The following is a 25,232-nucleotide window of genomic DNA, read 5'->3' as shown; positions in this document are numbered from 1 at the left end:
CTGTTATCGCCTCTGACCGGGCGAACGACCCTCGGCCCGGGCGGCCGCCTCGGCGGCCTCGATCCGGGCCGCCTCGGCCGGGGTCGGCGCGCCGCCGCCCAGCCGGTGCGGCACCCAGTGCGCCCCGGGCTCGTGCGGGTAGCGCTCCTGGGCCTGATGCAGCAGCCTAGTCATCGCCGCGCGCAGCGCCGCACCGGTCTCGGCGACGTCGGCGTCCGCCCGCAGCGGTGCACCGACCCGCACGTCGACGGGCACGTGGTTGCGGCCCAGCTGTCGCGGCCGGTCCTTGGTCCAAATCCGCTGCGCCCCCCAGACGATGACCGGCACGATCGGCACCCCGGCCTCCCCGGCCATGCGGGCCGCGCCGGTCTTGAACTCCTTGAGCTCGAAGCTACGGCTGATGGTGGCCTCCGGATACACCCCGACCAGCTCGCCTTCGCGGAGCTGCTGCACGGCGACGGCGTAGGCTCCCGCCCCCGCGTGCCGGTCCACCGGAATGGTCCGGGTGCGCTTGATCAGGAAGTTCACCACCTTCACGTCCTGCATCTCGGCTTTGATCATGAACCTCAGCCGGCGGCGGCGCCGGTGCACGGCCAGCGCGGCGGGCAGGAAGTCGACGTAGCTGGTGTGGTTGATGGCCACCACGGCCCCGCCCCGATCCGGGATGTTCTCCTCGCCGCTGTAGGTGATGCGGGTGCCGGTGGCCAGAACCATCAGCTGGGCCAGGATCTCCAGGATGCGGAACGTCGGCTCCGCCATCAGACCGGCCCATCCGCGTCCCCGGCGCGGCGCGCCGCCCTCGCCGCCACCTCCTCGGCGTCCATCCGGGCCGCCTCGGCCAGAGACGGGGCGCTGCCACCCAGCCGGCGCGGCACCCAGAACTCGCCGGCCGGGTGGGGTCCGTATTCCTCCTGCGCCCGCTCCAGCAGGTGCTGCATGCGCGAGTGCAGCAGGCCGTTCAGCTCGGCCACGCCCAGCGTCGGCTCGATCGGTTCGCCGACGAGCACCGTGATCGGCACCTTGGGGCGCCACAGCTTCTTGGGATGCCCCTTGGTCCAGATCCGCTGCGCCCCCCAGACGATGTGGGGGACGATCGGCACCCCGGCCTCGACCGCCATCCGCGCGGCCCCCGTCTTGAACTCCTTGATCTCGAAGCTGCGGCTGATGGTGGCCTCGGGATAGACGCCGACCAGCTCGCCATCCTTGAGGTTCCGCACGGCGGCCTCGTAGGAGGCGGCGCCCTGCTGCCGGTCCACCGGGATGTGGCGGAGGCTGCGCATGATCGGCCCGGTGATCGAGTGGTCGAAAACCTCCTGCTTGGCCATGAACCGCACTTTGCGGCCCAGTCCCTGCCGGTAGGCGGGCAGGCCCGCGAACATGAAATCGAGGTAGCTGGTGTGGTTGATCGCCACCACGGCGCCGCCGCTGGCCGCCAGGTTCTCGACACCCGTGACGGTGATGTTCAGGCCCTGCATCCGCCATACCAGGCGGGCAAGCTGGATGACAGTCCCGTATGCCGGTTCCACAGCATTCCAGCCTAGTGCGCCCGGCCGTGCGCCGCCCGAACTGCCAGAAAGAGCCCGACGATCGCGGCGGGCCGAAGATGGGCCCGCGCGCTAAGCTCGGGGGCTAACGAGCCGTACCCTCAACCACCGTCGAAGGGAATTTGTGCAGGTCACCAGCGTCGGCCACGCCGGGTTTCTGATCCGGACCCAAGCGGGCAGCATCCTGTGCGACCCGTGGGTCAACCCCGCCTACTTCGCCTCGTGGTTCCCGTTCCCCGACAACAGCGCGCTGGACTGGGACGCGCTCGGCGACTGCGACTACCTGTACGTCTCCCACCTGCACAAGGACCACTTCGACGCGGCGAACCTGCGGGAGCACGTCAACAAGGACGCGGTGGTGCTGTTGCCGGACTTCCCGGTCCCCGACCTGCGCAACGAGTTGGAAAAGCTGGGCTTTCACCGGTTCTTCGAGACCGTCGACTCCGTCAAGCACCGGGTCGGCGGGCCCAAGGGCGACCTCGACGTGATGATCATCGCCCTGCGGGCTCCCGCCGACGGCCCGATCGGCGACTCGGCGCTGGTGGTTTCCGACGGCACCACAACGGTTTTCAACATGAACGACGCCCGTCCGATCGACTTGGACGTGCTGGCAAGCGAATTCGGCCACGTCGACGTGCACATGCTGCAGTACTCCGGGGCCATCTGGTACCCGATGGTCTACGACATGCCGGCGCGGGCCAAGGAGTCGTTCGCCGTCCAGAAGAGGCAGCGGGGGATGGACCGGGCGCGCCAGTACATCGCCCAGGTCGGGGCGACGTGGGTGGTGCCGTCCGCGGGTCCGCCCTGCTTCCTCGACCCCGAGTTGCGCCACCTCAACGACGACGGCCGCGACCCGGCCAACATCTTCCCCGACCAGATGGTGTTCCTCGAGCAGATGCGCAGCAACGGGCACGACCGCGGCCTGCTGATGATCCCCGGTTCGACCGCCGAGTTCTCCGGCGCGACGCTCGAATCGATGCGCCACCCGCTGCCCGACGACCAACTCGAGGCAATCTTCACCACCGGCAAGGCGGACTACATCGCCGACTACGCCGAGCGGATGGCGCCGGTCATCGCCGCGGAGCGGGCGGGTTGGGCACCCGCCACCGGGGAGCCGCTGCTGGAGCCGCTGCGCGCGCTGTTCGAGCCCATCATGCTGGCCAGCGACGAGATCTGCGACGGCATCGGCTATCCCGTCGAGCTGGCGATGGGCTCCGAGACGGTGATCCTGGACTTCCCCAAAAGAACTGTGCGCGAGCGGATTCCCGACGAAAAAGCCCGCTACGGCTTCACGATCGCCCCCGAACTGGTGCGCACCGTGCTGCGCGACCGGGAACCGGACTGGGTCAACACCATCTTCTTGTCGACCCGCTTCACGGCATGGCGGATCGGCGGCTACAACGAATACCTGTACACGTTCTTCAAGTGCCTGACCGACGAGCGGATCGCCTACGCCGACGGATGGTTCGCCGAGACGCACGACGACTCCGCGTCGGTCACGATGGAGGGCTGGCAGGTTCAGCGCCGTTGCCCCCACCTCAAGGCCGACCTCTCCAAATTCGGTGTGGTGGAAGGCGACACGCTGACCTGCAACCTGCACGGGTGGCAATGGCGGTTGGAGGACGGTCACTGCCTGACCGCACGGGGACATCAGCTGCGGAGCTCCCGGGCGTGAGCCTGCCCACCGGCCAGTCCTACGACGACGGCCTGGTCCAGCTGGACCGGGCGGCGATCACCCTGCGCCGCTACCACTTTCCGTCCGGCACGTCGAAGGTCATCGCACTGGACAGCGTCCGCGGCTACAAGACCGAACGCCTGGGCCTGTTCGCCCAGCGGTTCCGCATCTGGGGCAGCTCCGACTTGCGCCGCTGGCTGCCCCTGGACATCCGCCGCCCGTTCAAGTCGCTGCTGGTCACGCTCGACGTGCCCGGGACCTGGCCCAGCCCGGCATGCACGCCGGAGCGCCCGCGCGAGTTCCTCGCGCTGCTCGACGAGCTGATCAGCCGGCGCGGTTAGCGGCCGGGCGCGAACCCGCCAGGCTCGGGCCGTGCCCGCCGTCGGCGACGCGCGCGTACACCGATTTCATCGCCGCGAGGTAGCGGTCGACGGATCCGCCGGCGACCGGATTGCCCGGGAACAACACCGTCACCGTCGTCTCCCGCTGAAAGCGGTTGACCCACATCGAGACCTGATGGGAGACCCGGCCCTCGTCGTAGATCCGGAAGTTCAGGTCGGAGTTGGCCACGGTCGACAGTGGGGCGATGCTGGCATCCAGGAACGACATCACGAAGTTGCCGGGCCGGGGCCGGCTCAGGCCCATCGCGGGCGGCGCCAGCTCCACCACGCGGTCGAACGGCACCGTCGCCAGCTCCAGGCCCGCGTCGAAGCAGGCCTGCGCCGCACGGGCGGCGTCGGCGAAAAGCGCCGCGTCCGCGGGGACGGTGACCGGTACCAGCCCGGTGAACCAGCCCGTCGTCACCAGTTCCGTTGCGGTCCTGCGGGTGTCGGTCGTGGTGACCACGGAGAACGCCCCGGTGCCGGTCAGCTCGCGCTGCGTCAGCGCGGCGCAGGCGAAGACCCCGCCGCTGAAGCGGGCGCCCGCCGCGACGCAGGCCGCCTCGAACCGCTCCGACTGCCGTTCGTCCATCAGCGTTTCCGTGACCAGCTTGCCCGCATGGGGCACCGACAGATCCCCCAGCGGCAACGGGTAGTGCGGGAGGGTCCCGCCGTTGTCGGCGGCGAACCGCAGCCACCCGCGGACCCGGGGTGACTCCGCGGTCAGCGCGCACGCGTCCCGGTGCTGGCGCAGACAGTAGTCGGTGTACCGGCCCGCTTCGGGCAGCGTGACGGGCGGCTCGCCGCTCACCAACGCGCCGTACATCGCATGGATCTCGGTGAACAGCACGCCGATGATCATCGGGTCGACGCACAGGTGGCCGATGCTCGCATAGAAGGTGAAGTGGTTGGCGCCCTGCATGATTCCGAACACGAAGCAGTCCCACTGCAACGGGTGCGGCGCACTGATGTGGTGCCGCAGATCCGCCGGCGTCATCTGCGGATGCTCGACCGGGACGAATTCGATGGCGGCGGGATCGGCGATGGTGTGCCGCACGATGGGGCCGGAATCCTCGCATTCGAACCAGCTGTGGTAGGTGTCGTGGCGGCGCAGGTGGGCGTTGACCGCGAAATTCATCGCCCGCACGTCGCACCGGCCGGCCACGTCCCAGGTGAAGATCATCAGTCGCGACATGTCCAGACTCCGGGCCACGTGGTCGCGATAGCGGCGCAGATGCTGGGCCTGCTGGAAACTCGGGGGCACCGCGCTCACCGGCGCCTGCCGGGCGCTGTCCCTGGCCGCCGGTGATGCGTGCCAACAGACGACCGGGCCCGGCCCGGGCACCCAGTCCTGCAGTGTCGTTATGCCGAACACCTCGCCCCCTTCCGCCGACGCCCCGGGCGCCCGAGGATGTGACCTTACCCGGCGGACTTCGGCCGCCCCACCGCGAGTTTTCCGCCCGGGAGCCGGGCACGTGCAGTACGGTTCTGCACCATGTGGTCCACCGTGCTCTTGCTGGGGCTCGCGGTGGTCCTCGAACCCATACGCATCGGCCTGGTGGTCCTCATGCTGCACCGGCGGCGCCCAATGCTGCAACTGCTCGTATTCCTTTGCGGCGGTTTGACAATGGGCGTCGGGGTGGGCCTGGTCCTGCTCTTCCTCCTCGGCGCCACCCCACTGGCCGGGCACCTCACCGTCGCCGGGGTGCAGATCTCGACCGGGTTGACCGCGCTGCTCGTCGCCGTGGTGCTGACCACCGGCGTCTCGGCCAGGGTCGTGCGCCGGGTCCCGGCCGACGCGCCGCCGGGCCGCTCCGGGCGCCTGTCCGCGACTGCGCGACGGCTGCTGCAGGGCGATTCGCTGTGCGTCGCCGCGGTCGCCGGGCTGGGGGCCGCGTTGCCGTCCGCCAACTACCTGGGGGCGATGGCGGCCATCCTCGCCGCCGGTGCCGCGCCGGCGGCCCAGGCCGGGGCCCTGCTCACGTTCAACGCCGTGGCGTTCGCGATGGCCGAGATCCCGCTGGTGAGTTACGCGGTGGCGCCCCAGGCGACGCGCGCCGCCACGGCGGCGCTGCGGGACTGGCTGCGGACGCGCACGCAACGGGGCACCGGTTTCATGGTGGGGGCGGGCGGTTTCCTCATGCTCACACTGGGATTGAGCAGGCTCTGAGATCGATGGATTCACATGGGGGGCGTCCGTGAACAGACTGCTGGCCGGGGCGGTGGCGGTGGGACTGACGGCGTGGGCGGCGCCGCTCGGGGAGGGCGTCGCATCCGCCGACACCGCCTTGATCGTGCCCGGCACCGCGCCGTCCCCCTACAAGCCGCTGCGGTCGCTGTATCACTTCGATCCCGCCACCCAGCCCGAGATCGGCGCCAAGTACTACAGCCCCGACGCCACGCGGCGCGTCATCCCCTATCCGGGCAGCTTCTGGCCGGTGACCGGCCTGCAGTCGCCGACCGTCGGCAGTTCGGTGGCCACCGGGGCCGCCAACCTCGACACGGCCATCCGCGGCACCGGGGGGCCCATCTCGGTGGCCGGGCTCTCGCAGGGCGCCCTGGCCCTCGACCGCGAACAGGCCCGGCTCGCCGCCGACCCGACGGCCCCGCCGCCGGATCAGCTGAGGTTCGTCAAGGCCGGCGACCCCGGCAACCTGCTGTCCCGGGCGTTCAGGCCGGGAACCCACGTCCCCGTCATCGACTACACGGTGCCGGCCCCGGTGGAAAGCCAGTACGACACGGTCAACGTCGTCGGCCAGTACGACATCTTCTCCGACCCGCCCCACCATGTGGGCAACCTGCTCGCCGATCTCAACGCGATCACCGCGGGCGGCTACTACGGCCACAGCGCCACCGCGTTCTCCGACCCCGCCCGGGTGGCGCCGTGGGACATCACCACCACTACCAACAGCCGGGGCGCCACCACGACGACCTACTTCATCCGCGGCGGGCAGCTTCCCCTGGTACGGGCGCTCGTCGACATGGCCGGCCTGCCCCCCGAGGCGGCGGGACCACTCGACGCGGTGCTGCGCCCCATGATCGACCGGGCCTACGCCCCGGGGCCGGCGCCCGCGGTGAACCCGGGCCGGCTGCTCGACGGAATCGGCCACGCCCCCGCTGTAGCGCCCTCGGTCAGCATCCCCGTCTCGGGCACCACCACCGGCATCGGGGCCGCCACCGCCGTGACGAACGCCCTGCGGGGCGCCCACGCCCTGCGGGGCGCCAAGGGCGTGTTGGGCAAGATCAGGGCTTTGCTGCCCGGGCGGAAGTGATCTTGCGCGGCGGTCGATCCGGTAAATCCCAAGGGCTTGCCCGATTTTGGTGAAAATGCGCATTCTGACGACAAAGGCTTCCCGCCTTCCGTAGGCTCTGTTCGCGGTCGCCGGGGATGGCCGGGCCAGCCAATGTTCGGGACCGGGGTGAGCGGGGCCCGGTGGGGGAAGGATCGGCGTGATGAACTATTCGGTGTTGCCGCCCGAGGTCAACTCGTTGCGGATGTTCACCGGCGCGGGGCCGGGCCCGATGCTGGCCGCGGCGGCGGCCTGGGATGGGCTGGGCGCCGAACTCGGTTCGGCGGCATCGTCTTTCGGCTCGGTCATCTCGTCGCTGACCGGCCAGGCGTGGCAGGGTCCGGCGGCGGCGGCGATGACCGCCGCGGCCGCACCGTTGGCCGGCTGGTTGGGCACCGCCGGCGCGCACGTCGCGCACGCCGCGCAGCAGATGCGGGCCACGGCGGCGGCCTTCGAGGCCGCGCAGGCGGCCACGGTGCATCCGGTGCTGGTGGGGGTGAACCGGGAGCAGCTGGTCTCGCTGGTGTCGTCGAACCTGTTCGGGCAGAACGCCCCGGCCATCGCGGCCACCGAGGCCGAGTACGAGCAGATGTGGGCGCAGGACGTGAGCGCGATGTTCGGCTACCACTCCGGGGCCTCGGCGGCCGCCTCCCCGCTGACGCCGATCATCCAGGAACTGCAGAGCCTGGCCAGCAACATCGGCTACGGCAACGCCGGCATCGCCAACCTCGGCGGCGGCAACACCGGCAGCGGGAACGGAGGCGGTGGAAACACCGGCAACCTCAACCTCGGCAACGGGAACACCGGCAGCTACAACATGGGCAGCGGCAACATCGGGAACCTCAACCTCGGCAGCGGCAACATCGGCACCCTGAACTACGGCAAGGGCAACGTCGGCAGCTACAACATCGGCGGCGGAGACGTCGGCAGCATCAATGTGGGCAACGGAAACCTCGGCTCCGGGAACTTCGGCAACGCCAACCTCGGCAACTCCAACATGGGCGAGGGCAACATCGGCAACACCAACGTCGGGTTCGGCAACATCGGCACCCTCAACGTGGGCATGGGCAACCAGGGCAGCACCAACATCGGCTACGGGAACAACGGCAACTACAACTTCGGCTCCGCGATCCTCGGCAGCAACGACATCGGCCTGGGCATCACGGGCAGCCACGACTTCGGCCTCGGCCTCACCGGCAACAACGAGGTCGGCATGGGCAACCTCTACTTCAACACCAGCACCGGCACGGTCCACCTCGGCGATCCGTTCAACTCGGGTACCGGGGACATCGGCCTTTTCAACTCCGGCAACAACGACGTCGGCTTCTTCAACTCCGGCAACAACGACGTCGGCTTCCTGAACTCGGGCAACGCCGACCACGGCTTCTGGAACTCGGGCACCGGCAGCCTCGGCTTCGGCAACGGGGGGAGCTTCGACACGGGCTTCGGCAACTCCGGCAGCTACGACCAGGGGTACTCCAACTCCGGCCGCGCCGACGTCGGCTCGGCCAACTCGGGCATCCAGGATGTGGGCCTGTGGAACGGCGGCAACCACAACGTGGGCCTGGACAACGGCGGCAACTACAACATCGGCCCGTTCAACGCCGGCAACCACAACATCGGCGTCGAGAGCTCCGGCACCGGCAACATCGGCGCCGGCGACTCGGGCAACATGAACACCGGCTTCGGGAACTCGGGCAGCACCAACACCGGCTTCTACGACTCGGGCAGCACCAACACCGGCGTCTGGGACGCGGGCAGCGCCAACACCGGGCTGGGGCTGGTGACCAGCAGCGGGAACGCGAGCTCGGGCTACGGCAACACAGGCACCGGGACCTCCGGCTGGGGCAACACCGGCGACGGCACCTCCGGCTGGTACAACATGGGCAGCGGGGACAGCGGCTACGGGAACGTGGGCAACGGCCAGATCGGCTACCAGAACACCGGTTCGGGCAACACCGGCTTCGTCAACTCCGGCACCGACAACGTGGGCTACAACAACACGGGCACGTCCCAAGTCGGCCTGAACGTCTTCTGATCCCGGATCTCTAGAGCCGCAGGCCGTGGTCCATCCGGAAGCCGATCAGGTCCTCGGCCTCCTCGGTCGGCACGCGCAGTTCCTCAGGCAGCAGCGGTTTGCGCTCGCGGGGGCGGTCGCGCCGTAGCGGCCAGCGGACCGACGGGCGCCACCAGTTCGCCTCGCCGACCAGCACCGCGATGGCCGGCACCGTGACGGTGCGGACCAGGAAGGTGTCCAGCAGCAGCCCGGTGCCCAGGACGAAGGCGTCCTGCACGACGCTGCTGAGGCTGGCGAACACCAGGCCGTACATCGAGGCGGCCATGATCAGCCCCGCCGCGGTGATCACCCCGCCCGTCGAGCCCACGGTGCGGATCACCCCGGAACGCAGGCCCGCGGCCGACTCCTCCCGCAGCCTGGAGATGAGCAGCATGTTGTAGTCCGCACCCACGGCGACGAGCACGACGAAGGTCAATCCTGGCACGCTCCAATGCAACTGCTGGCCGAGCAGGAATTGGAACACGATGACGCCCACGCCCAGCGCCGCCAGGTAGGACACGATGACCGAACCGATCAGGTACAGCGGCGCGACGACGGCTCGCAGCAGCAGGACCAGGATGAGCAACACGATGCAGACGGTCATGACGACGATCAGCCGGACGTCGTGATCGGAGTAGTCGCGCGTGTCCTCGAGCACGGCGGGCAGGCCCACCACCGAGACGCCGGCGTCGGCCAGCGTGGTGTTCGGCAGGGCGCCCCGGGCGGCGGCGGCGATCGCGCGGACCTGGTCCATCGCGGCGCCGCTGAACGGGTCGAGGCTGGTCTGGATCAGGTACCGCACCGCGTGCCCGTCGGGCGAGACGAACGCCGAGGCGAGCTTTTTGAGTTCGTCGACGTTCAAGCCGCCCAACAGCTCTCGCGCCCCGGGTGGTAGCGCGGCGGGCCGCTCCCCCGCGCCGAGGGCGTAGGACAACACCTGCCGGGGAATGTAGAAGCCCGCCATCGCCGGCGTGGTCGCGTCGTCCCGCATGCCCAGCAGAAAGTCCGACGCCTCGCCCAGGCCCAGCCCCATCTTCTTGACCTGGTCGACCAGCGACTGCACCCCGTCGGCGAGTTGGCGGCTCCCGTCGGCCAGGGACGCGGCCCCCTGCTGCAGGAAGCTGACCTTGCCCCACACGCCGCCGGGCTCACCCATCCCGAGCGCGCCCAGCGCGCCCAGCGCGCCGGCGACGGTGCGCAGCGCCCGGCGCAGCCCGGACACCGTGGCCGCGACGGTCTGCAGGGCGTGCGTCGCGCGCAACTGCCGCGCCAGCTCGGCGAGCTTGCCGAGGGTTCCGTCGTCGCGCGCGGTGACCATGCGCCGCAACTGTGCCCGCGCCTTGACGCAGCCCGGCTCGTCGTCGCACATCCGGCTGCCGTCGAGCGCCCCCAGCACCGGCGCCGCCCAGTCGGAGTTGTCTGCCACGAAATCGGCGTCCGCGCCGATGCTTTCGCCGAGCGCGCGCATGCCGGCGACCAGTTTCGCCGCGCCGTCGAACTCGGCGAGCGTCCGGTCGCCGCCGAAGAGGTCCCCCAGGTAGGACAGCGCGTCGAGGAGCCCGCCCGCCGTGGCGACGGCGCGGTTCACCTGCTCACGGACGTCGCCCAGCTTGGCCGCCATCAGGGTGGCCCCGTCGGTGAGCTTGTCGAGATCTCCGGTGTGCCCGGTGATCTGCTCGGCGCCCTCCTGCAGCTTGCCGCCGACCTCGCCGGCCTGCCAGGAGGTCCTGGCCTGCTCCAGCGGCCGGCCCATGGGTCGCGTGATGCCCCGCACCGCCGCGACACCGGGCACCTGGCTGACCCGCTGTGCCGTCTCCTCCAGGTCGGCAAGGCTTCGGGGCGTGCGCAAGTCGTGCGGCGACGCGATGACGAGATACTCGGGCACGATCAGGTTGGGCGGGAAGTGCCGGTCCAGGGCGGCGTATCCCCGCACGCTGCCGACCCAGGAGGGCAGGCTCCTGCGTTCGTCGAAGTTGTAGTGGGCCATGCCCGCGCAGCCGGCCAGCACGAGCAGCACCAGGGCGCTCGCCAGCAGATGCGCCTTTGGGCGCCGCACGATGTGGATCCCGGATCGGCGCCACAGCCGGCGCGTCAGGTCGCGGCGCGGCGTGGTCCAGCCGCGGCGCCCGGTGAGCACCAGCATGGCCGGCAGCAGGGTCACCGCGGCCAGGAACACCACCGCGATCGAGACGCCCAGCACCGGGCCGACGGTTCGCAGGATCCCCAGCCGGGTGAAGATCATGGCCAGGAAGGTGACCGCGACGGTGGCCGCGGAGGCGGCGATCACCTTGCCGATCGAGGCCAGCGCCCGCACCACCGCCTCATCGGAGTCCACGCCCTGCCGCAGATAGTCGTGATAGCGGCTGATGAGGAACACCGCGTAATCGGTTCCCGCGCCGACCATCATGCCGCTCATGAAGATGACGGCCTGGTTGGCGATGCCCAGCCCCAACGTCCCGATGCCGGCCACCACGCGTTGCGCGACCAGGACCGACAGCCCGATCGTCAGCAGCGGCAGCACCATGGTCACCGGGTTGCGGTAGATCACCAGCAGGATGACGAACAGCAGCAGCGGGATCGCGAGCTCGATCCGGGTCCTGTCCCGTTGCCCGGTCAGGTTGAGGTCGGCGACGGTGGCCGCGGGCCCGGTCAGCTCGGCTGTCAGCGTGGAGCCCGCGACGGTGCGCTTGACGATGTCGGCGACCCGCGCGTAGGCCTGTTTGGACTGCCGCGAGCTCAACTCGCCCGGCAGGCCGACCGGCAGGATCCAGGCCCGATGGTCCTTGCTGGTCATGACGTCGCGCAGGGGTGGGGTGGCCAGGAAGTCCTGCAGCATCACCACATCCCGGGTGTCCCGGCGCAGCGTGCCGACCAGGGTGCGGTAGACGGCCTCGTCGGCCGGGCCGAGCCCTTTGGGATCGACCAGCACCACCACCGCCAGGCTCTCCAGCCCGGCCTCCTGGAACGCCGCGGTCATGCGCTGGTTCGCGACGGCCGACGGGGCGTCGGACGGCAGGATGTCCACCGGATGGGTCTGGGAGACCTCCTCCAGCGACGGCATCGTCAGCGACAGGACGCCCGCGAGCACGGCCCAGCACACGATCACCAGCCACGGCCGTCGCGCGACCACGCGGCCCAGCCGCGGGAACACGCCCGCGGCACCGGATCGGCTGGCCGCGTTCATCGCGTCGGGACGCCCGGCGTCAGCACGCCCGCTGCCGCCGCAGCGCGAGCGAGTCGCCCTGCGCCGCTGCCCCTTCGGTGTCGGCGACCCGGACGCACACCGACCTGACCGCCGCCAGATAGCGGCTCACGGATTCGCGGGCGACCGGATTGGCGGGGAACAACACGCTCGCCGCGGTCTCGTCGAACCGGCCCACCATCGTGTTCAGCGGGTAGGTGAGGCGGCCGTCGCTGTGCGCGCCGACATCGAGGCCCTCGAACATCTTGGTCAGCATCGAGAGCGGGCTCACCTGGGCGTCGAAGAAGTTCACCAGGGCGAACAGCGGCTGGGGCCGGATCAGCGATGGCGCCAGCTCCACGACGCGCTCGAATGGCACCCGCGCGAGGTCGCCACCCGCATCGAAGGACGCCTGCGCGGCGCGGGCCGCGGCACCGAACGACGCCGCGGCGGGAGCGATGATGGGGATCAGCCCGGTGTACCACCCCTGCGTCCTGAAGTCCGCCTCGGTGCTGCGGGTGTCACGGGGGGTCAACCCGAAATATGTTGGAGCCCCGGTTAATTCGTACAACGCCAGCGCGATGCAGGCGAACATGCCCCCGACGAAACGGGCACCGGCGGCGGTGCACGCCGCGTCGAACCGCGCGGTCTGCTCCGCGCCCATCAGGGTGACGCTGTGCAGCTCGCCGCCGCAGGGCACCGACCTGTCCCCCAGCGGCAGCGGGAACGCCGGGAAAGTCCCGCCGTTGGCCTCGGCGAAATCGATCCAGGCGGCCACCTCCGGCGACTCCGGCGTCAACGCCGAGGTGTACGCGCGCTGCCGGACGCAGAAATCCGCATAGCTGCCGGCCGGGGGCAGCCCGACGGGCGGGCCGCCGCTGACGAGCGCGTCGTACATCGTCTGGAACTCCATGAGCCCCACCCCGACGAACTGCCCGTCGGCGTGCAGATGGTCGACGCTGGCGTAGAACGTGAATCCTTCGGCGCGCTGAATGACCCCGAAGCTGAAGCAATCCCAGTGCAGCGGGCCGGGTGTGGCCACGATGTGCTCGCGCAGCTGCGGGCTCGTCATGGCGCCGTGCCGGGTGGGGACGAACTCGATGTCGGCGGCATCCGCGATGGTGTGCCGCACGATGTGGTCGGCGTCGTGGTAGTCGAACCAGCTGCGATAGGTGTCGTGCCGGCGGAGGTGGGCGTTGATGACGTACGACATCGCGCGCAGGTCGCACCGGCCGGCGACGTCGACCGAGGCGATCAGCAGCCTGGAGTGATCCAGACCCCGGGCGGCCTGCTCGCAGAAGCTGCGCAGATGCCGGGCCTGGATGTAGCTGGGCGGCAGGGCACTCACCGGCGCGTCGAGCGCCTTGGCCCGCGCGGCCGACGAGGGGTGCCAGGAAACCAACGAGCCGGGGGCCGGATCCCAGTCACCGACCGCCGACACGTCGAGTGGCCCTATTCGCACTGCTGCCTCCTGTCTCTCAGCGCCTGGCCAGCTGGTCGCACAGGTGGTCCGCCAGACCGCGCGCCGTGGTGCTGATGTCCGTGGGCGCCAACCGGATTCCCGTCTCGGCCTCGAGGCTGGTGCGCAGTTGCAGGGCGCCCAGCGAGTCCAGCCCGTACTCGGGTAGCGGGCGGTCGGGGTCGACCGCGCGACTCAGGACCAGGCCGGCCTGCTCACACACCAGTCGCCGGATCCGGGCGGGCCACTCCTGCCGCGGCAGGTCGTCGAGTTCGGCACGCAGTTCCCTGGCGTCATCGTCCGCCTTCCCCGCGACCGGGACGGCGCCGCAGGGGTCGGGCAGGCGGCGGCGCGTCCAGGCCGGCGGCGGCACGTCCAGCAGGCGACCGTGCGGGTAGGGCACCGAGAAGTCCACCGCCGCACCCGCACCGTACACCCGGGCAACCACGCCCCGCAGCCCGTGCGGCAGCCGTTCCCCGCGCCGCATGCTCGCCACCGCGGCCACCGGCATCCCGGCGCTGCCGGCGGTCTGCTCGACGGCGCGGGTCAGCAGCGGGTGCGGGGACAGCTCGGTGAAGACGCGGTGCCCGTCGTCCAGAGCGGCGCGCACCGCCGCGGAGAACCGCACGGTGTGGCGCAGGTTGTCCACCCAGTAGCCGGCGTCGCACGCCGGTCGTTCGCGCGGGTCGAACAGGGTCGCCGAGTAGTACGGCACCCGCGGGGGCATCGGGCGCAGGTCCGCCAGCGCCCCGGACAGCTCGCCGAGGACGGGGTCGACGTGCGGAGAGTGCGCCGCGGCGCCGGCGGCCACTTCGCGCACCGTCACCCCCCGCCGTCGCCACGCGGCGAGCAGCGCGCCGACGGACTCCGGGGATCCAGCGATCAGCGCGGACAGCGGCGAGGGTACCGCCGCGACGACCACATCGTCGACGCCGCGGGTGGTCAGTTCCGAACGCACGCGCAGCGCGGGCAACTCCACCGACGCCGTCGCCACCGCAGCGGCGACCGTGGCCAGCGAGCGGGCGCCGCGGCAGACCAGCCGCACCCCGTCCGGCAGCGACAGCGCTCCCGCCACCGCGGCCGCCGCGGCCTCGCCGAGCGAATAGCCGATCACGGCTCCCGGCACGACACCGTGCGACCTCAAGGCGGCGGCCAGCGCCACCTGCACGGCGAACAAGGTCGGCTGCACGCGCTCGATTCCGGCCACCGCCTCGGGCGCCGTCATCGCCGCGGTCACCGAGAACCCCGACTCCTCGGCGATCAGCGGCTCCAGCGTCGCCAGGGTCGCGGCGAACACCGGTTCGTTGCTCAGCAGGTCGGCCCCCATCCCCGCCCACTGCGAGCCCACGCCGGAGAACACCCACACCGGTCCCCGGTCGCCGCGGCCCACCGCGGGCCGGTGCGCGGTGTCGCCGGCGGCCACCGCGCGCAGGCCGGCGACCAGCTCCCCGGTGCCGCCGGCGATGACCGCCGTCCGCACGGACCGGTGCGTGCGGCGGCGCGCCAGCGTGTAGGCCAAATCCGACGCCACCAGAAAGTGCGCGCGCTCGTCCACCCAGCCGGCGAGCCGGTGCGCGGTTTCCCGCAGCGCCTCGGGCGAGGACGCCGACACCGGGAACACGGCCGGGCCGACAGACCCGGTTGCCGTATCCTCCTGCGGCGGGGCCTGTTCGACGATGGCGTGCACATTGGTTCCCGACGACGCGTACGACGACACCGCCGCGCGCCGGGGTGTTCGGCCGTGCCCGGGCCACGGTGTGGTGGCCTGCGGGAGCACCCCGCGCCCGACGGCCAGGACCGCCTTCATCAGCCCCGGCAGCGCGGCGGTGCCGGGCGCCTCGACGCCCGCGCCGTGCGTCTCGATCATCCCGACGGTGACCGCGTCCACACCCGCGACGGCCGACGCCGGCAGCCGGCCCGGGACCGGCGCGGACGGTCCCTGGTCGGCGGCCGTGCCGCGGATGACGCCCAGCACCCGGTCCCCGTCGGCCAGCGCGTCCGGCAACCGCCTGAGCACCAGCGCGGCCGACGCCGCACCCGGCGCGAATCCCTCCGCGGCCAGCGCGACCTCGCTCTCGCCCTCGTGCAGGCTGCGGCAGGCCAGGTGAACGGCGGCCAGGCCGGAGGAGCAGCCGGTGTCCACCGTGATCGCCGGGCCGCACGACCCCAGGGCGCGGGCGATCCGCCCGGCTGCCGTGCCGAAGCCGTTGCCCGGCAACCCGTGTGGCCCGTGCGTCGGGCCCAGGAACACACCGGTCGCCGAGCCGGCCAGCGCCTCGGCGGTCAGGCCGGCGCGCTCCATCGCCTCCCAGGCCACCTCCAGCAGCAGCCGCTGCCCGGGGTCGATCGCGACGGCCTCGCTCTCGCTGATCCCGAAGAAGTCGCAATCGAAGACGCCCGGGTCCCAGCGCGGCCGGGCCGGTGCGGTGACCGGGTCTTCACCGCGCAGCAACGCCGCCCACAGCAGCTCGGGAGAGTCGATGCCCCCCGGCAGCCGGCACGCCATGCCGACGACGGCGACCGGAGTCACACGTGGCTGGCCCACGTCCGTCAACCCCCTTCGTTGCCAGCGTGTTTGCCGTTGTAGCCGGTTCCGGCCCGGCCGGGCGGCTGCGGCACCGCCGCCCCCGCATCCAGGCCGGGGGCATGCGCCAAGTTGAGCGACAGCGTAGCCGCCGCCTCCCCTGTGCAGTCCGAAATCGTGAGTTCGGCGAAAAATCGCCCGGCGGTAGGGTGGCGCCTCGTGATCGAACGTTCCGTTTCGGCGATGCTGCGCGAGTGCGCCGATCTGCAGCCCGACGACACGGCATTCACGTTCGTCGACTACGAGCGGGACCCGGCCGGGAGCAGCGAAACCCTCACGTGGTCGCAGACTTATCGGCGGGCGCTCACCGTCGCGCGGGAACTCGCGCTTCGCGCGTCACCGGGTGAGCGCGCCGTTGTTCTCGCGCCGCAGGGACTCGATTACATCGTTGCTTTTCTGGGCGCGTTGGAGGCCGGGATCGTCGCGGTTCCGCTTTCGGCTCCCGTCGGCGGCGCCGCCGACGAACGCATCGACTCCGTGCTGGCCGATGCAGCGCCCACCACAATTCTCACGACGTCCGCCGTGATCGACGATGTCGTTCGGCGGATTACCGCGGGACCGGGTGCGTGTGCCACCTCGATCATCGAAGTCGATTCGCTGAGTGGGGGCTCCGCGATGAAATCTGGTTGCGGGCGCCCGGATTTCGCCGACACCGCCTACCTGCAGTACACGTCGGGATCGACGCGGCGGCCGGCGGGGGTGATGATTTCCCACGAGAACTTGCTGGCGAATTTCGCGCAGCTGATGTCCGGCTATTTCGCCGACAGCGGGGGCGCCGCACCGTTGGACCTCACCGTCGTGTCGTGGCTGCCGTTTTTTCACGACATGGGTTTGGTGCTCGGAGTTTGCGCACCGATATTGGGCGGATTTCCCGCCGTGCTCACAAGTCCGGCTTCTTTTCTGCAACGGCCTGCCCGGTGGCTGCAATTGCTGGCGACCAATTCCCAGTCGTTTTCGGCGGCACCCAATTTCGCGTTCGAGCTGGCCGCACGCAAGACGTCGGACGACGACCTGGCCGGCCTCGACCTCGGCGGCGTGCACACCATCCTCAGCGGTAGCGAACGCGTACAACCGGCGACACTGCGGCGCTTCGCCGAGCGCTTCGCCCGCCACAACCTGCGCGACTCGGTCCTCCGCCCGTCCTACGGGCTCGCCGAAGCCACGGTGTACGTGGCGACCGGCGATCCCGGCCGGCCGGCGACGCTGGGCCATTTCGATTCCGGGCAACTTGCCGCGGGACGCGCCGTGCGGTGCCCGGCCGACTCGGGCGCCGCGCTGGTGAGCTACCGCTGCGGGCGGCACCGCTCGTGCGGATCGTCGATGGCCAGACCCGCACCGAGTGCCCGGAGGGCGTCGTGGGCGAGATCTGGGTGCACGGCGACAACGTCGCCGCCGGGTATTGGCGGCGTCCGGACGAGACCGGGCGGACCTTCGGCGCACGGATCGTCGCGCCGTCGCCGGGCACGCCCGAATCGCCCTGGCTGCGAACCGGCGACTCCGGAGTCGTCTCCGCGGGCCAACTTTTCGTGCTCGGCCGCATCAAGGACCTGTTGATCGTCTACGGGCGCAACCACTCACCCGACGACATCGAGGCGACGATCCAGGAGGTCACCCGGGGCCGCTGCGCGGCGATCGCGGTCCCGGGCGAGCACACCGAGAGACTGGTCGCCGTGGTCGAGGTCGGGGCGCGCGGCGGCGCGGACGCCGGCCGGCTCGAAGCCCTCTCGCGGGAGGTGACCGCGGCGGTCTCGACGTCGCACGGCGTGGGCGTCTCCGACGTCGTGCCGGTCTCCCCCGGCTCCATCCCGATCACCACGAGCGGCAAGGTCCGGCGAGCGGAGTGCGCCCGCCTCTACCGAAGCGGCCGGTTCGCCCGCCTGGACTGCTAGCCGCGCCGTTCGTCGAGCGCCGCGCGGCCGGCGTTGTAGCCGGGGATGAAGGTGATCCCCGGCCCGCCGTGGCAGCCCGCACTGCCCAGGTACAACCCGTCGATCGGAAGAGGCTGCCCGACAAACCCTTTGGGGCCCGGGCGGTTGGGTCCGATCTGGTCTGGGTTGAGCAGGCCGTGGCAGTAGTCGCCGCCCGGCGCGCCGAACATCACGCCCATGTGCCGGGGCGTGAACGTGGTGTGCCGGATGATGCTGCGTTCGAAGTTCGCTGCGAGCCGGGTGACCTTGTCGATCACGCGCTGACCCATCTCGATCCTGGCCTGGCCGTAATCGGCGGCGCCCTCGATGGGGAACCACAGCGCGAAGGCCGAGGCGGCGTGCTTGCCCGGCGGCGCCAGGTCGGGGTCGTTCTGCGACGGGATCTGCAACACCACGGTCGGGTCGGCCGGGACGATGCCGCGCCGGCAGTCCTCCCACTGCTGCTGCACCTCCTCGGGCGTGCAGAACAGCCCGATCGACGCCTGCATGGCCGGCTCGTTGAGCCCCTCGTAGGGCGCGGCGAACGCCGGGGCCTCGCCCAGCGCGAAATGCATCTGCAGGTAGCTGCCGCGGTGGTCGGTGCGCGCGTAGCGGGCGCGGATGTCGGCGGGCACGGCGGCCGGGTCGATCAGCTCGTTGACCGTCACGTCGGGCGCGATGCCCGACACCACAATCGGGGCGGCGATGGTGTCGCCCCCCTCGGTGCGCACGCCGGTCACCCGGCCGCCGGAGACCAGGATCTCGGTCACTTTGGTGCGCAGCCGCACCTCGCCGCCGAGGCTCTCGAGCAGCTCGCACAGGTGCGCGGTGAGCGCGCCGATGCCGCCACGCAGCTTCTTCATCTGCATGGTGGCCCCGTCGGGAACGCCCAGGCCGAACGCCAACGCCGCCGCGCTGCCGGGCGTGGCCGGCCCGCGGTAGAGGGTGTTGACGGCCAGCACCGTCATCGAGCCGCGCAGCGCGGCGTGCTTCTCGCGGTCCGGCAGGTAACGGTCCAGCACGTCGGTCACCGATCCGAACAGCATGTCGTCGATCGCCGAGCGCTCGAATTCGTTGGTGGCGCAGGCGTACATCTCGTCGTAGGTCTTCGGCTCGGTGCCGGCCTCGAAGCGGCCCAGCGCCCGCGTCGGCGCCTGACTCCACGCCATCAGCCCCGCCATGCCGTTGACCGCGTCGGCCCCGTGCACCTCGTTGAGGTGGGTGAACAGCTTGATCGGGTCGCTGTACTGGACCAGCGGGTCGTCGCCGACGCCGCGCAGCGCGACCGACATGACGTCCAGGTCGATCGTCGGCAGCGTGTCCAGGCCGAGTTCCTCCACCACCTCCGACGAGGTCGGGAACTGCACCGACCCGGCGATCTCGAACTCGTAGCCATCGAAAAGCTCCACGGTGGAGGCCATCCCACCGGCGTAGAGCTTGGCGTCCAGGCACACGGTCCGCAGACCCGCCTTCTGCAGCAGCACCGCCGCGGTCAGCCCGTTGTGCCCGGCACCGATGACGATCGCGTCAACGTCAGTTCCAGCATCAGTCATGTCCAGCCCTCCAGGATGGGAGGCTGGCACTAACCCAAAGTTTTGTCAATTATGACGAAAGTTGCCTCAGGTGATCCCCGTGCCGGTGATGCCGGCCCGCAACGACTCCAGCGCCGCGCGGCACACCCGCGCCAGCTCGCCGAGCGAGCGATCGTCGCCGACCATCCAGACCTCCATCGCCCCGAACACCGCGGCCGCGATGCAGCGCGCGGTCACCGCGATGTGCAGCCGGGCGTCCGGCGACGGACCGCGCTCCCCCGCCGCACAGCTACGGCGCTGCAGTTGCGCCTGCACGGCGTCGGCGAAATCCGCCTGGACCTCCTGAATGTGCCGGACGATCCGGCCCGGGTCGAGCTCGCCCTCGCGCAGCGAGGCGATTTTGGTGACGGCGTCCACGTCGTAGGGGAACGAGAAGATGGCCGCCTGCACCGAGTCGATGATCGCCTCGTCGGCCGGCCGGGCGTCCAGCGCGGCGCGAAACCAGTGCAGCCCGGCGTCGTAGTCGGCGAACAGCAAATCGTGCTTGGACTTGAAATGGCGATAGAAGGTCCGCAGCGACACCCCCGCGTCGGCGGCGATCTGCTCGGCCGACGTGTCCTCGACGCCCTGGGCCAGGAATCGCACCATCGCGGCCTGGCGCAGCGCCTCCCGGGTGCGCTCGCTGCGCGCGGTCTGCGCGGTCCTGGCCATGGCGCTAACCTACCCCACCGCAGTTATGTCATTATTGACAAAAACTGACGGGCGCGGCGAAACTGCGCCCATGGTCTCGCTTCTCGTGCACGCGATTCTCGGGCTTGCCGTCATCGGCTGGATCGTCACGTCGAACTCGGCGGCCTTCGCCCGCCCCGCCGGCGGCCCGACGTTCTCCCCGCTGGAACTCGTCTATTACGCCGTCGGCATCGCCTCGGTCGTGCTGGGCTGGTGGTTCAACATCCATTTCGTGCGGCAATACGCACACGGGTCGACGAACCCGCTGTGGGGACCCGGCAGCTGGTCGGACTACATCCGGCTGATGTTCACCAACCCCGCGGCCAGCTCGGCCGGCCAGGACTACACGATCGCCAACGTGATCCTGCTGCCGCTGTTCACGATCGTCGACGGCCGCCGCCGTGGGTTGCGGCATCCGTGGCTGTACTTTGTGTCGAGCCTGTTCACCAGCTTCGCCTTCGCGTTCGCCTTCTACTTCGCCACCCTCGAGCGCCGGCACCGGCACGCGCATTCGGCCACCGCGCCGACGACCGTGGACGCCTAACACTTCAGGGCCCTTCAGGCGTCAGGGACACGTGGCGGCCGACCTGATTGCCGCCGCGCCGTTTGGCCGCGTACATCGCGGCGTCGGCCGCCGAGATCAGGTCGGCGAGCAGGACTTCGGCGGCCCGGTCCGCGAACCGCCCGTGCACGCCGGCGGTGCCGACGCTGGCGGTGACGCCGAAGGGCAGCGCGGCGATCGCGTCGCAGAGCCGCTTCGCCCGCACCGGCACCTCGTCCGGGCGCCAGGCGTCGGCCACCATGAACTCCTCGCCGCCCGCACGCCCGATGACCGCGGTGCCGCCGGCGCCGCTGCGCAACGCCTGCGCCACCGACACCAACGCTTCGTCGCCGGTGCTGTGCCCGTAGCTGTCGTTGAGCAGTTTGAAGCGGTCCAGGTCGATCACGGTGACGACGAGGTGCCCGGACCCGGCCCGCTGCTCCTCCAACCGCGCCTTGGCGCGCCGCCGGAACGCGCGCCGGTTGAGCAGGCCGGTGAGCTGGTCGCGCTCGGCGCGCACCGCGTCGGTGCGCAGCACGTGCACCACGGCCTGGACGCCGAACAGCACCGCCACGTTCAGGATCAGCACTACCGAGTAACCGCACCCCGCGGCGACCACGCCGTAGCGGGCGGCGATCCGGGCGGCCTCGACGGCGCCGACCACGGCGGCGATCGCGAAGTTGTAGGCCATCAACGGCGCCGTGTGGAACAGCGCGACGTAACAGGCGATGGTCGCGAACATCGTGCACGCGAGCAGCGCCGCGACGGGATGGCTCTGGGCCAGCGCGACCAGCGCGACGGCGGTGTTGGCCAGCACGGCCAGCCGCACCGCCAGGCCCCCCGACGGCCAGCGCAGCGCCCACACCGCCGCGACCGTCGCGGCGGCAACGCAGGCGAGCAGCGCGCAGGCGACCGGCACGGTCCCCCGCGGCCCGGTGGGGGTCCACACCGTCGCTAGCACGATGAGGGCCAGCCCGGCGGCGATCAGCGAGACGGTGGCGCGGATGAGTCCGGCCATCCCGCGGGTCCGCAGGTGGGCGGTCAGTTGTTCGTAGTGATCGGTCTGGCGCCACCACAGACCGACCCAGCCCATCGTGCTCACCCTCTCAGGCCCGCGGCTCCAGGACCTCGGCGCCGACGAACGGGACCAGCGCCTCCGGGACCCGCACGCTGCCGTCGGGCTGCTGGTGGTTCTCCAGGATCGCGACCAGCCAGCGCGTGGTGCCCAACGTGCCGTTGAGGGTGGCCGCGGTCTGCGGCTTGCCGTTCCCGTCGCGGTAGCGGGTCGACAGCCGGCGCGCCTGGAAGGTGGTGCAATTCGACGTCGACGTCAGCTCGCGGTAGGTCCCCTGGGTGGGCACCCACGCCTCGCAGTCGAATTTGCGGGCGGCCGACGAGCCGAGGTCGCCCGCGGCGACGTCGATCACCCGGTACGGCACCTCGATCTGCGCCAGCATCTGGCGCTGCCAGCCCAGCAGCCGCTGGTGCTCGGACTCGGCGTCCTCGGGCACGCAGTAGACGAACCCTTCGACCTTGTCGAACTGGTGCACCCGGATGATGCCGCGGGTGTCCTTGCCGTAGCTGCCGGCCTCCCGCCGGAAGCACGACGACCAGCCCGCGTACCGCAGCGGGCCGCCGGAGAGGTCCACGATCTCGTCGGCGTGGTAGCCGGCCAGCGGCACCTCCGAGGTGCCCACCAGGTACAGGTCGTCGGCCTCGACCCGGTACACCTCGTCGGCGTGGGCGCCGAGGAATCCGGTGCCGGCCATCACCTCGGGGCGCACCAGCACCGGCGGGATCATCGGGACGAACCCGTTCTCGACGCCCAGCCGCAGCGCCAACTGCAGCAGACCCAGCTGCAGCAGCGCCCCGCGGCCGGTCAGGAAGTAGAACCGGGAGCCCGACACCTTGGCGCCGCGCTGCATGTCGATGAGGCCGAGCGACTCCCCGAGCTCCAGGTGGTCCTTCGGGTCGTCGATCGCCGCCGGCTCGCCGACGACGTCGAGGACGGCGAAATCCGCCTCCCCGCCGGCCGGGACCCCGTCGACGATCACGTTCGGGATCGCCAGGTGCGGCGGTGAACGCCGCCTCGGCCTCGGCCTGATCGGATTCGGCGGTCTTGACCTGCTCGGCGAGTTCCTTGGCGCGCTGCAACCGGGCCGGGCGCTCCTCGGGCGAGGCGGAGCCCACACTCTTGCTGGCGGCCTTCTGCTCGGCGCGCAACGAGTCGGCCGTCGAGATCGCCGCCCGGCGCGCGGCGTCGGCGGCCAGCAGGGCGTCCACCAGCGCCGGGTCCTCCCCGCGGCTGATTTGGGAACGGCGTACGGCGTCGGGGTCCTCCCGGAGCAGCTTCAGGTCGATCACGGCCCTGAGACTACTTTCGGCGTCGCGGCCCGATGTCGGAGCGTCCCCGCCCAGTTCGATCCCACAAAACTACATCCGCCACATTGGTCACCCGGCTGTGCGGCTGCTGTCAGAATGGAGCGGATGTCGGAAGCGCCCGTGCCCGAAGCCCCGGAATCCAGCGATTCGCCTGGACCGGGCTGGCCACGCACGCTGCGCGCCGTGCGGGCGCGGGCCACGCGGCGCGGCCTGCTGCTCACCGCGCTCGGCGGCCTGATGATCGCCGGGCTGGTCACCGCCATCCCGGTGGGCGGCACCGGGCCGGGGCGGCTGGCCGGTTACATCGATGCCGACCCGGTCCCCAGCACGGGCACCAAGAGCGACGCCGCCTTCAACCGCGCCGGGGCCGGCGACTGCCTGATGTGGCCAGACCTCAGCCCGGAGTCGGCGACCATCGTCAACTGCGCCGACGACCACAAGTTCGAGGTCGCCGAGTCCGTCGACATGCGGACTTTCCCGGGCTCGGAATACGGTTCGAAGGCCGAACCGCCGTCGCCGGCCCGCATCCAGCAGATCACGCAGGAGCAATGCGAGCCCGCCGTCCGCAACTACCTCGGAACCAAGTTCGACCCCAACAGCAGGTTCACGGTGAGCCTGCTGTGGCCGGGTGACCGGGCCTGGCGGCAGTCGGGGGACCGCCGGATGCTGTGCGGGCTGCAGTTACCCGGCGCGAACAACCAGCAGCAGGTCTTCAAGGGCAAGGTCGCCGACATCGACCAGTCCAAGGTGTGGCCCGCGGGTACCTGTCTGGGCATCGACCCGGCCACCAACCAGCCGGTCGACGTCCCGGTCGACTGCGCCGCCCCGCACGCGATGGAAGTCACCGGTACGGTGAACCTGGGCGAGAAGTTCCCCGGGCCCCTGCCCGCGGAGCCCGACCAGGACGGCTTCATCAAGGACGCGTGCACCAAGATGACCGACGCCTACCTGGCGCCCATCAAGCTGCGCACCACCACGTTGACGCTGATCTATCCGACCGTCGCCCTGCCCAGCTGGTCGGCGGGCAGCCGGGAGGTCGCGTGCAGCATCGGCACGACGCTGGGCACCGGCGGCTGGGCCACGCTGGTCAACAGCGCCAAGGGCGACCTGCTCATCAACGGTCAGCCGCCGATGCCGCCGCCGGACATCCCGGAGGAGCGGCTCACGCTGCCGCCGATCCCGGTGCAGGCGCCGGCCGCCCAGCCCAGCGCACCGGCGAACCCGATCCCGCCAAACAACCAGCACCTTCCGCACCAGCAGCCGGTCGCGCCGCCACCCCAGGCCCCGCCGCCGCAGGATGCACCACCCCCGCCGGACGGCGGGGCGCCGCCTGCCGAGGCCGCGCCGGGGGGCTAGGCGCGTGCCGGTGCGGATGGATCCGCAACGCTTCGACGAACTGGTCTGCGAAGCGCTCGACCTGATCCCGCCCGAGCTGGCCGCCGCGATGGACAACGTCGTGATCCTGGTCGAAGACCGCCACCCCGACGATCCCGGACTCCTCGGCCTCTACGAGGGCGTGGCGCTGACCGAGCGGGACTCCGACTACGCCGGCACGCTGCCGGACGCCATCACGATCTACCGCGAGCCGCTGCTGGACGCGTGCGCGTGTGACGACGACGTCGCCGAGGAGGTGGCGATCACGGTCATCCACGAGATCGCCCACCACTTCGGCATCGACGACGAGCGGTTGGAGGAACTGGGCTGGGCCTGAGCGGCCCACGCCGCGCCGCCCGGGCGCGGCGCCGAGGCTTTGTCGGTGGCCAGTGCTATGAACGGCGTATGAGCCACGAATGCCGCGACTGCCGGGAGGGCTTGCACCACTGTCACGGCACGATCATTCGCCACGCGCTGCGCCGGTCGGAATGCACCGAGCCGGACTGCTTCGCCCCCGAGCTGTTGCCGCACACCTTCGTCATCGACTGCGACGCCGTCGGTTGCGGATGCACCGAGTCGGTCGCGGTGGCCGTCTGAG

At 71.1% G+C, this 25,232-nt stretch carries 18 protein-coding genes and 3 pseudogenes; 10 read left to right on the top strand and 11 right to left on the bottom strand.

Annotated elements, in window-relative coordinates; translation table 11 throughout:
* Positions 1 to 3: 3 nt before the first annotated feature.
* A complete protein-coding gene (locus AB8998_RS00805; RefSeq protein WP_369736360.1) occupies positions 4 to 759 on the bottom strand; it encodes a lysophospholipid acyltransferase family protein in 756 nt (251 codons plus the stop codon).
* On the bottom strand, positions 759 to 1,526 hold the full coding sequence (locus AB8998_RS00800; RefSeq protein WP_369736359.1) for a lysophospholipid acyltransferase family protein: 768 nt from the start codon (positions 1,524 to 1,526) through the stop codon (positions 759 to 761). Before AB8998_RS00800 ends, AB8998_RS00805 begins: the two co-directional genes overlap by 1 nt.
* A gap of 142 nt (positions 1,527 to 1,668) precedes the next feature.
* On the opposite strand from AB8998_RS00800, the gene AB8998_RS00795 reads away from it, so the two are divergent.
* Positions 1,669 to 3,219 (top strand): Rieske 2Fe-2S domain-containing protein, encoded by a 1,551-nt coding sequence (locus AB8998_RS00795; protein WP_369736357.1) that lies wholly within the window; start codon positions 1,669 to 1,671, stop codon positions 3,217 to 3,219.
* Positions 3,216 to 3,560 (top strand): hypothetical protein, encoded by a 345-nt coding sequence (locus tag AB8998_RS00790; RefSeq protein ID WP_369736356.1) that lies wholly within the window; start codon positions 3,216 to 3,218, stop codon positions 3,558 to 3,560. Before AB8998_RS00795 ends, AB8998_RS00790 begins: the two co-directional genes overlap by 4 nt.
* On the opposite strand, the gene AB8998_RS00785 is transcribed toward AB8998_RS00790, so the two are convergent.
* A complete protein-coding gene (locus tag AB8998_RS00785; RefSeq protein ID WP_369736354.1) occupies positions 3,544 to 4,974 on the bottom strand; it encodes a condensation domain-containing protein in 1,431 nt (476 codons plus the stop codon). The genes AB8998_RS00790 and AB8998_RS00785 overlap by 17 nt on opposite strands.
* Before the next feature lie 120 nt (positions 4,975 to 5,094).
* Between AB8998_RS00785 and AB8998_RS00780 the strand changes: the two genes are divergently transcribed.
* The 3 genes from AB8998_RS00780 (at position 5,095) to AB8998_RS00770 (ending at position 8,927) form a co-directional block, all read left to right on the top strand.
* The gene (locus tag AB8998_RS00780; protein ID WP_369736353.1) at positions 5,095 to 5,769 is read left to right on the top strand and encodes a GAP family protein; all 675 of its coding nucleotides are present in this window, start codon (positions 5,095 to 5,097) and stop codon (positions 5,767 to 5,769) included.
* Between the two features lies 1 nt (position 5,770).
* Positions 5,771 to 6,871: a PE-PPE domain-containing protein gene (locus AB8998_RS00775; protein WP_369741367.1), complete on the top strand. Its 1,101-nt coding sequence runs from the start codon at positions 5,771 to 5,773 to the stop codon at positions 6,869 to 6,871.
* Between the two features lie 181 nt (positions 6,872 to 7,052).
* The gene (locus AB8998_RS00770) at positions 7,053 to 8,927 is read left to right on the top strand and encodes a PPE domain-containing protein (RefSeq protein ID WP_369736352.1); all 1,875 of its coding nucleotides are present in this window, start codon (positions 7,053 to 7,055) and stop codon (positions 8,925 to 8,927) included.
* Positions 8,928 to 8,937: 10 nt separating this feature from the next.
* On the opposite strand, the gene AB8998_RS00765 is transcribed toward AB8998_RS00770, so the two are convergent.
* The 4 genes and pseudogenes from AB8998_RS00765 to AB8998_RS00750 form a co-directional block, all read right to left on the bottom strand.
* Entirely contained in the window at positions 8,938 to 12,129 is a 3,192-nt protein-coding gene (locus AB8998_RS00765; RefSeq protein WP_369736350.1) for an MMPL/RND family transporter, read from the bottom strand.
* 19 nt (positions 12,130 to 12,148) lie between these two features.
* Complete coding sequence (locus AB8998_RS00760; protein ID WP_369736349.1) at positions 12,149 to 13,588, bottom strand: condensation domain-containing protein; 1,440 nt, start codon at positions 13,586 to 13,588, stop codon at positions 12,149 to 12,151.
* Positions 13,589 to 13,604: 16 nt separating this feature from the next.
* On the bottom strand, positions 13,605 to 13,811 hold the full coding sequence (locus AB8998_RS00755; RefSeq protein WP_369741366.1) for an acyl carrier protein: 207 nt from the start codon (positions 13,809 to 13,811) through the stop codon (positions 13,605 to 13,607).
* Positions 13,812 to 13,925: 114 nt separating this feature from the next.
* Positions 13,926 to 16,115, bottom strand: a pseudogene (locus AB8998_RS00750) (acyltransferase domain-containing protein); the annotation flags it as partial.
* A 213-nt stretch (positions 16,116 to 16,328) separates the two neighbouring features.
* Between AB8998_RS00750 and AB8998_RS00745 the strand changes: the two are divergent.
* Positions 16,329 to 18,058 (top strand): annotated as a pseudogene (locus AB8998_RS00745) (AMP-binding protein).
* Here AB8998_RS00745 and AB8998_RS00740 read toward each other — a convergent pair.
* Complete coding sequence (locus AB8998_RS00740) at positions 18,055 to 19,629, bottom strand: phytoene desaturase family protein (RefSeq protein WP_369736348.1); 1,575 nt, start codon at positions 19,627 to 19,629, stop codon at positions 18,055 to 18,057. The pseudogene AB8998_RS00745 and the gene AB8998_RS00740 sit on opposite strands and share 4 nt — an antisense overlap.
* A gap of 66 nt (positions 19,630 to 19,695) precedes the next feature.
* Entirely contained in the window at positions 19,696 to 20,319 is a 624-nt protein-coding gene (locus tag AB8998_RS00735; RefSeq protein WP_369736347.1) for a TetR/AcrR family transcriptional regulator, read from the bottom strand.
* Positions 20,320 to 20,389: 70 nt separating this feature from the next.
* Between AB8998_RS00735 and AB8998_RS00730 the strand changes: the two genes are divergently transcribed.
* The gene (locus AB8998_RS00730; protein ID WP_369736346.1) at positions 20,390 to 20,881 is read left to right on the top strand and encodes a DUF2834 domain-containing protein; all 492 of its coding nucleotides are present in this window, start codon (positions 20,390 to 20,392) and stop codon (positions 20,879 to 20,881) included.
* A gap of 4 nt (positions 20,882 to 20,885) precedes the next feature.
* Here the strand turns inward: AB8998_RS00730 and AB8998_RS00725 are convergent, their stop codons facing one another.
* Together AB8998_RS00725 and serS are read right to left on the bottom strand one after the other, a co-directional pair.
* Positions 20,886 to 21,971: a GGDEF domain-containing protein gene (locus tag AB8998_RS00725; RefSeq protein ID WP_369736345.1), complete on the bottom strand. Its 1,086-nt coding sequence runs from the start codon at positions 21,969 to 21,971 to the stop codon at positions 20,886 to 20,888.
* A 13-nt stretch (positions 21,972 to 21,984) separates the two neighbouring features.
* Positions 21,985 to 23,242 (bottom strand): annotated as a pseudogene (serS, locus tag AB8998_RS00720) (serine--tRNA ligase).
* A gap of 114 nt (positions 23,243 to 23,356) precedes the next feature.
* Here serS and AB8998_RS00715 point away from each other — a divergent pair.
* From AB8998_RS00715 to AB8998_RS00705, 3 genes are all read left to right on the top strand, one after another.
* Positions 23,357 to 24,616: a septum formation family protein gene (locus tag AB8998_RS00715; RefSeq protein WP_369736344.1), complete on the top strand. Its 1,260-nt coding sequence runs from the start codon at positions 23,357 to 23,359 to the stop codon at positions 24,614 to 24,616.
* A gap of 4 nt (positions 24,617 to 24,620) precedes the next feature.
* The gene (locus AB8998_RS00710; RefSeq protein ID WP_369736342.1) at positions 24,621 to 24,971 is read left to right on the top strand and encodes a metallopeptidase family protein; all 351 of its coding nucleotides are present in this window, start codon (positions 24,621 to 24,623) and stop codon (positions 24,969 to 24,971) included.
* Between the two features lie 68 nt (positions 24,972 to 25,039).
* Entirely contained in the window at positions 25,040 to 25,231 is a 192-nt protein-coding gene (locus AB8998_RS00705) for a hypothetical protein (RefSeq protein ID WP_369736341.1), read from the top strand.
* The last annotated feature ends 1 nt before the right edge of the window (position 25,232 follow it).

The organism is Mycobacterium sp. HUMS_12744610 (genome assembly GCF_041206865.1).
GTDB lineage: Bacteria > Actinomycetota > Actinomycetes > Mycobacteriales > Mycobacteriaceae > Mycobacterium > Mycobacterium servetii.
This window is presented reverse-complemented; position numbering and strand designations above follow the sequence as displayed.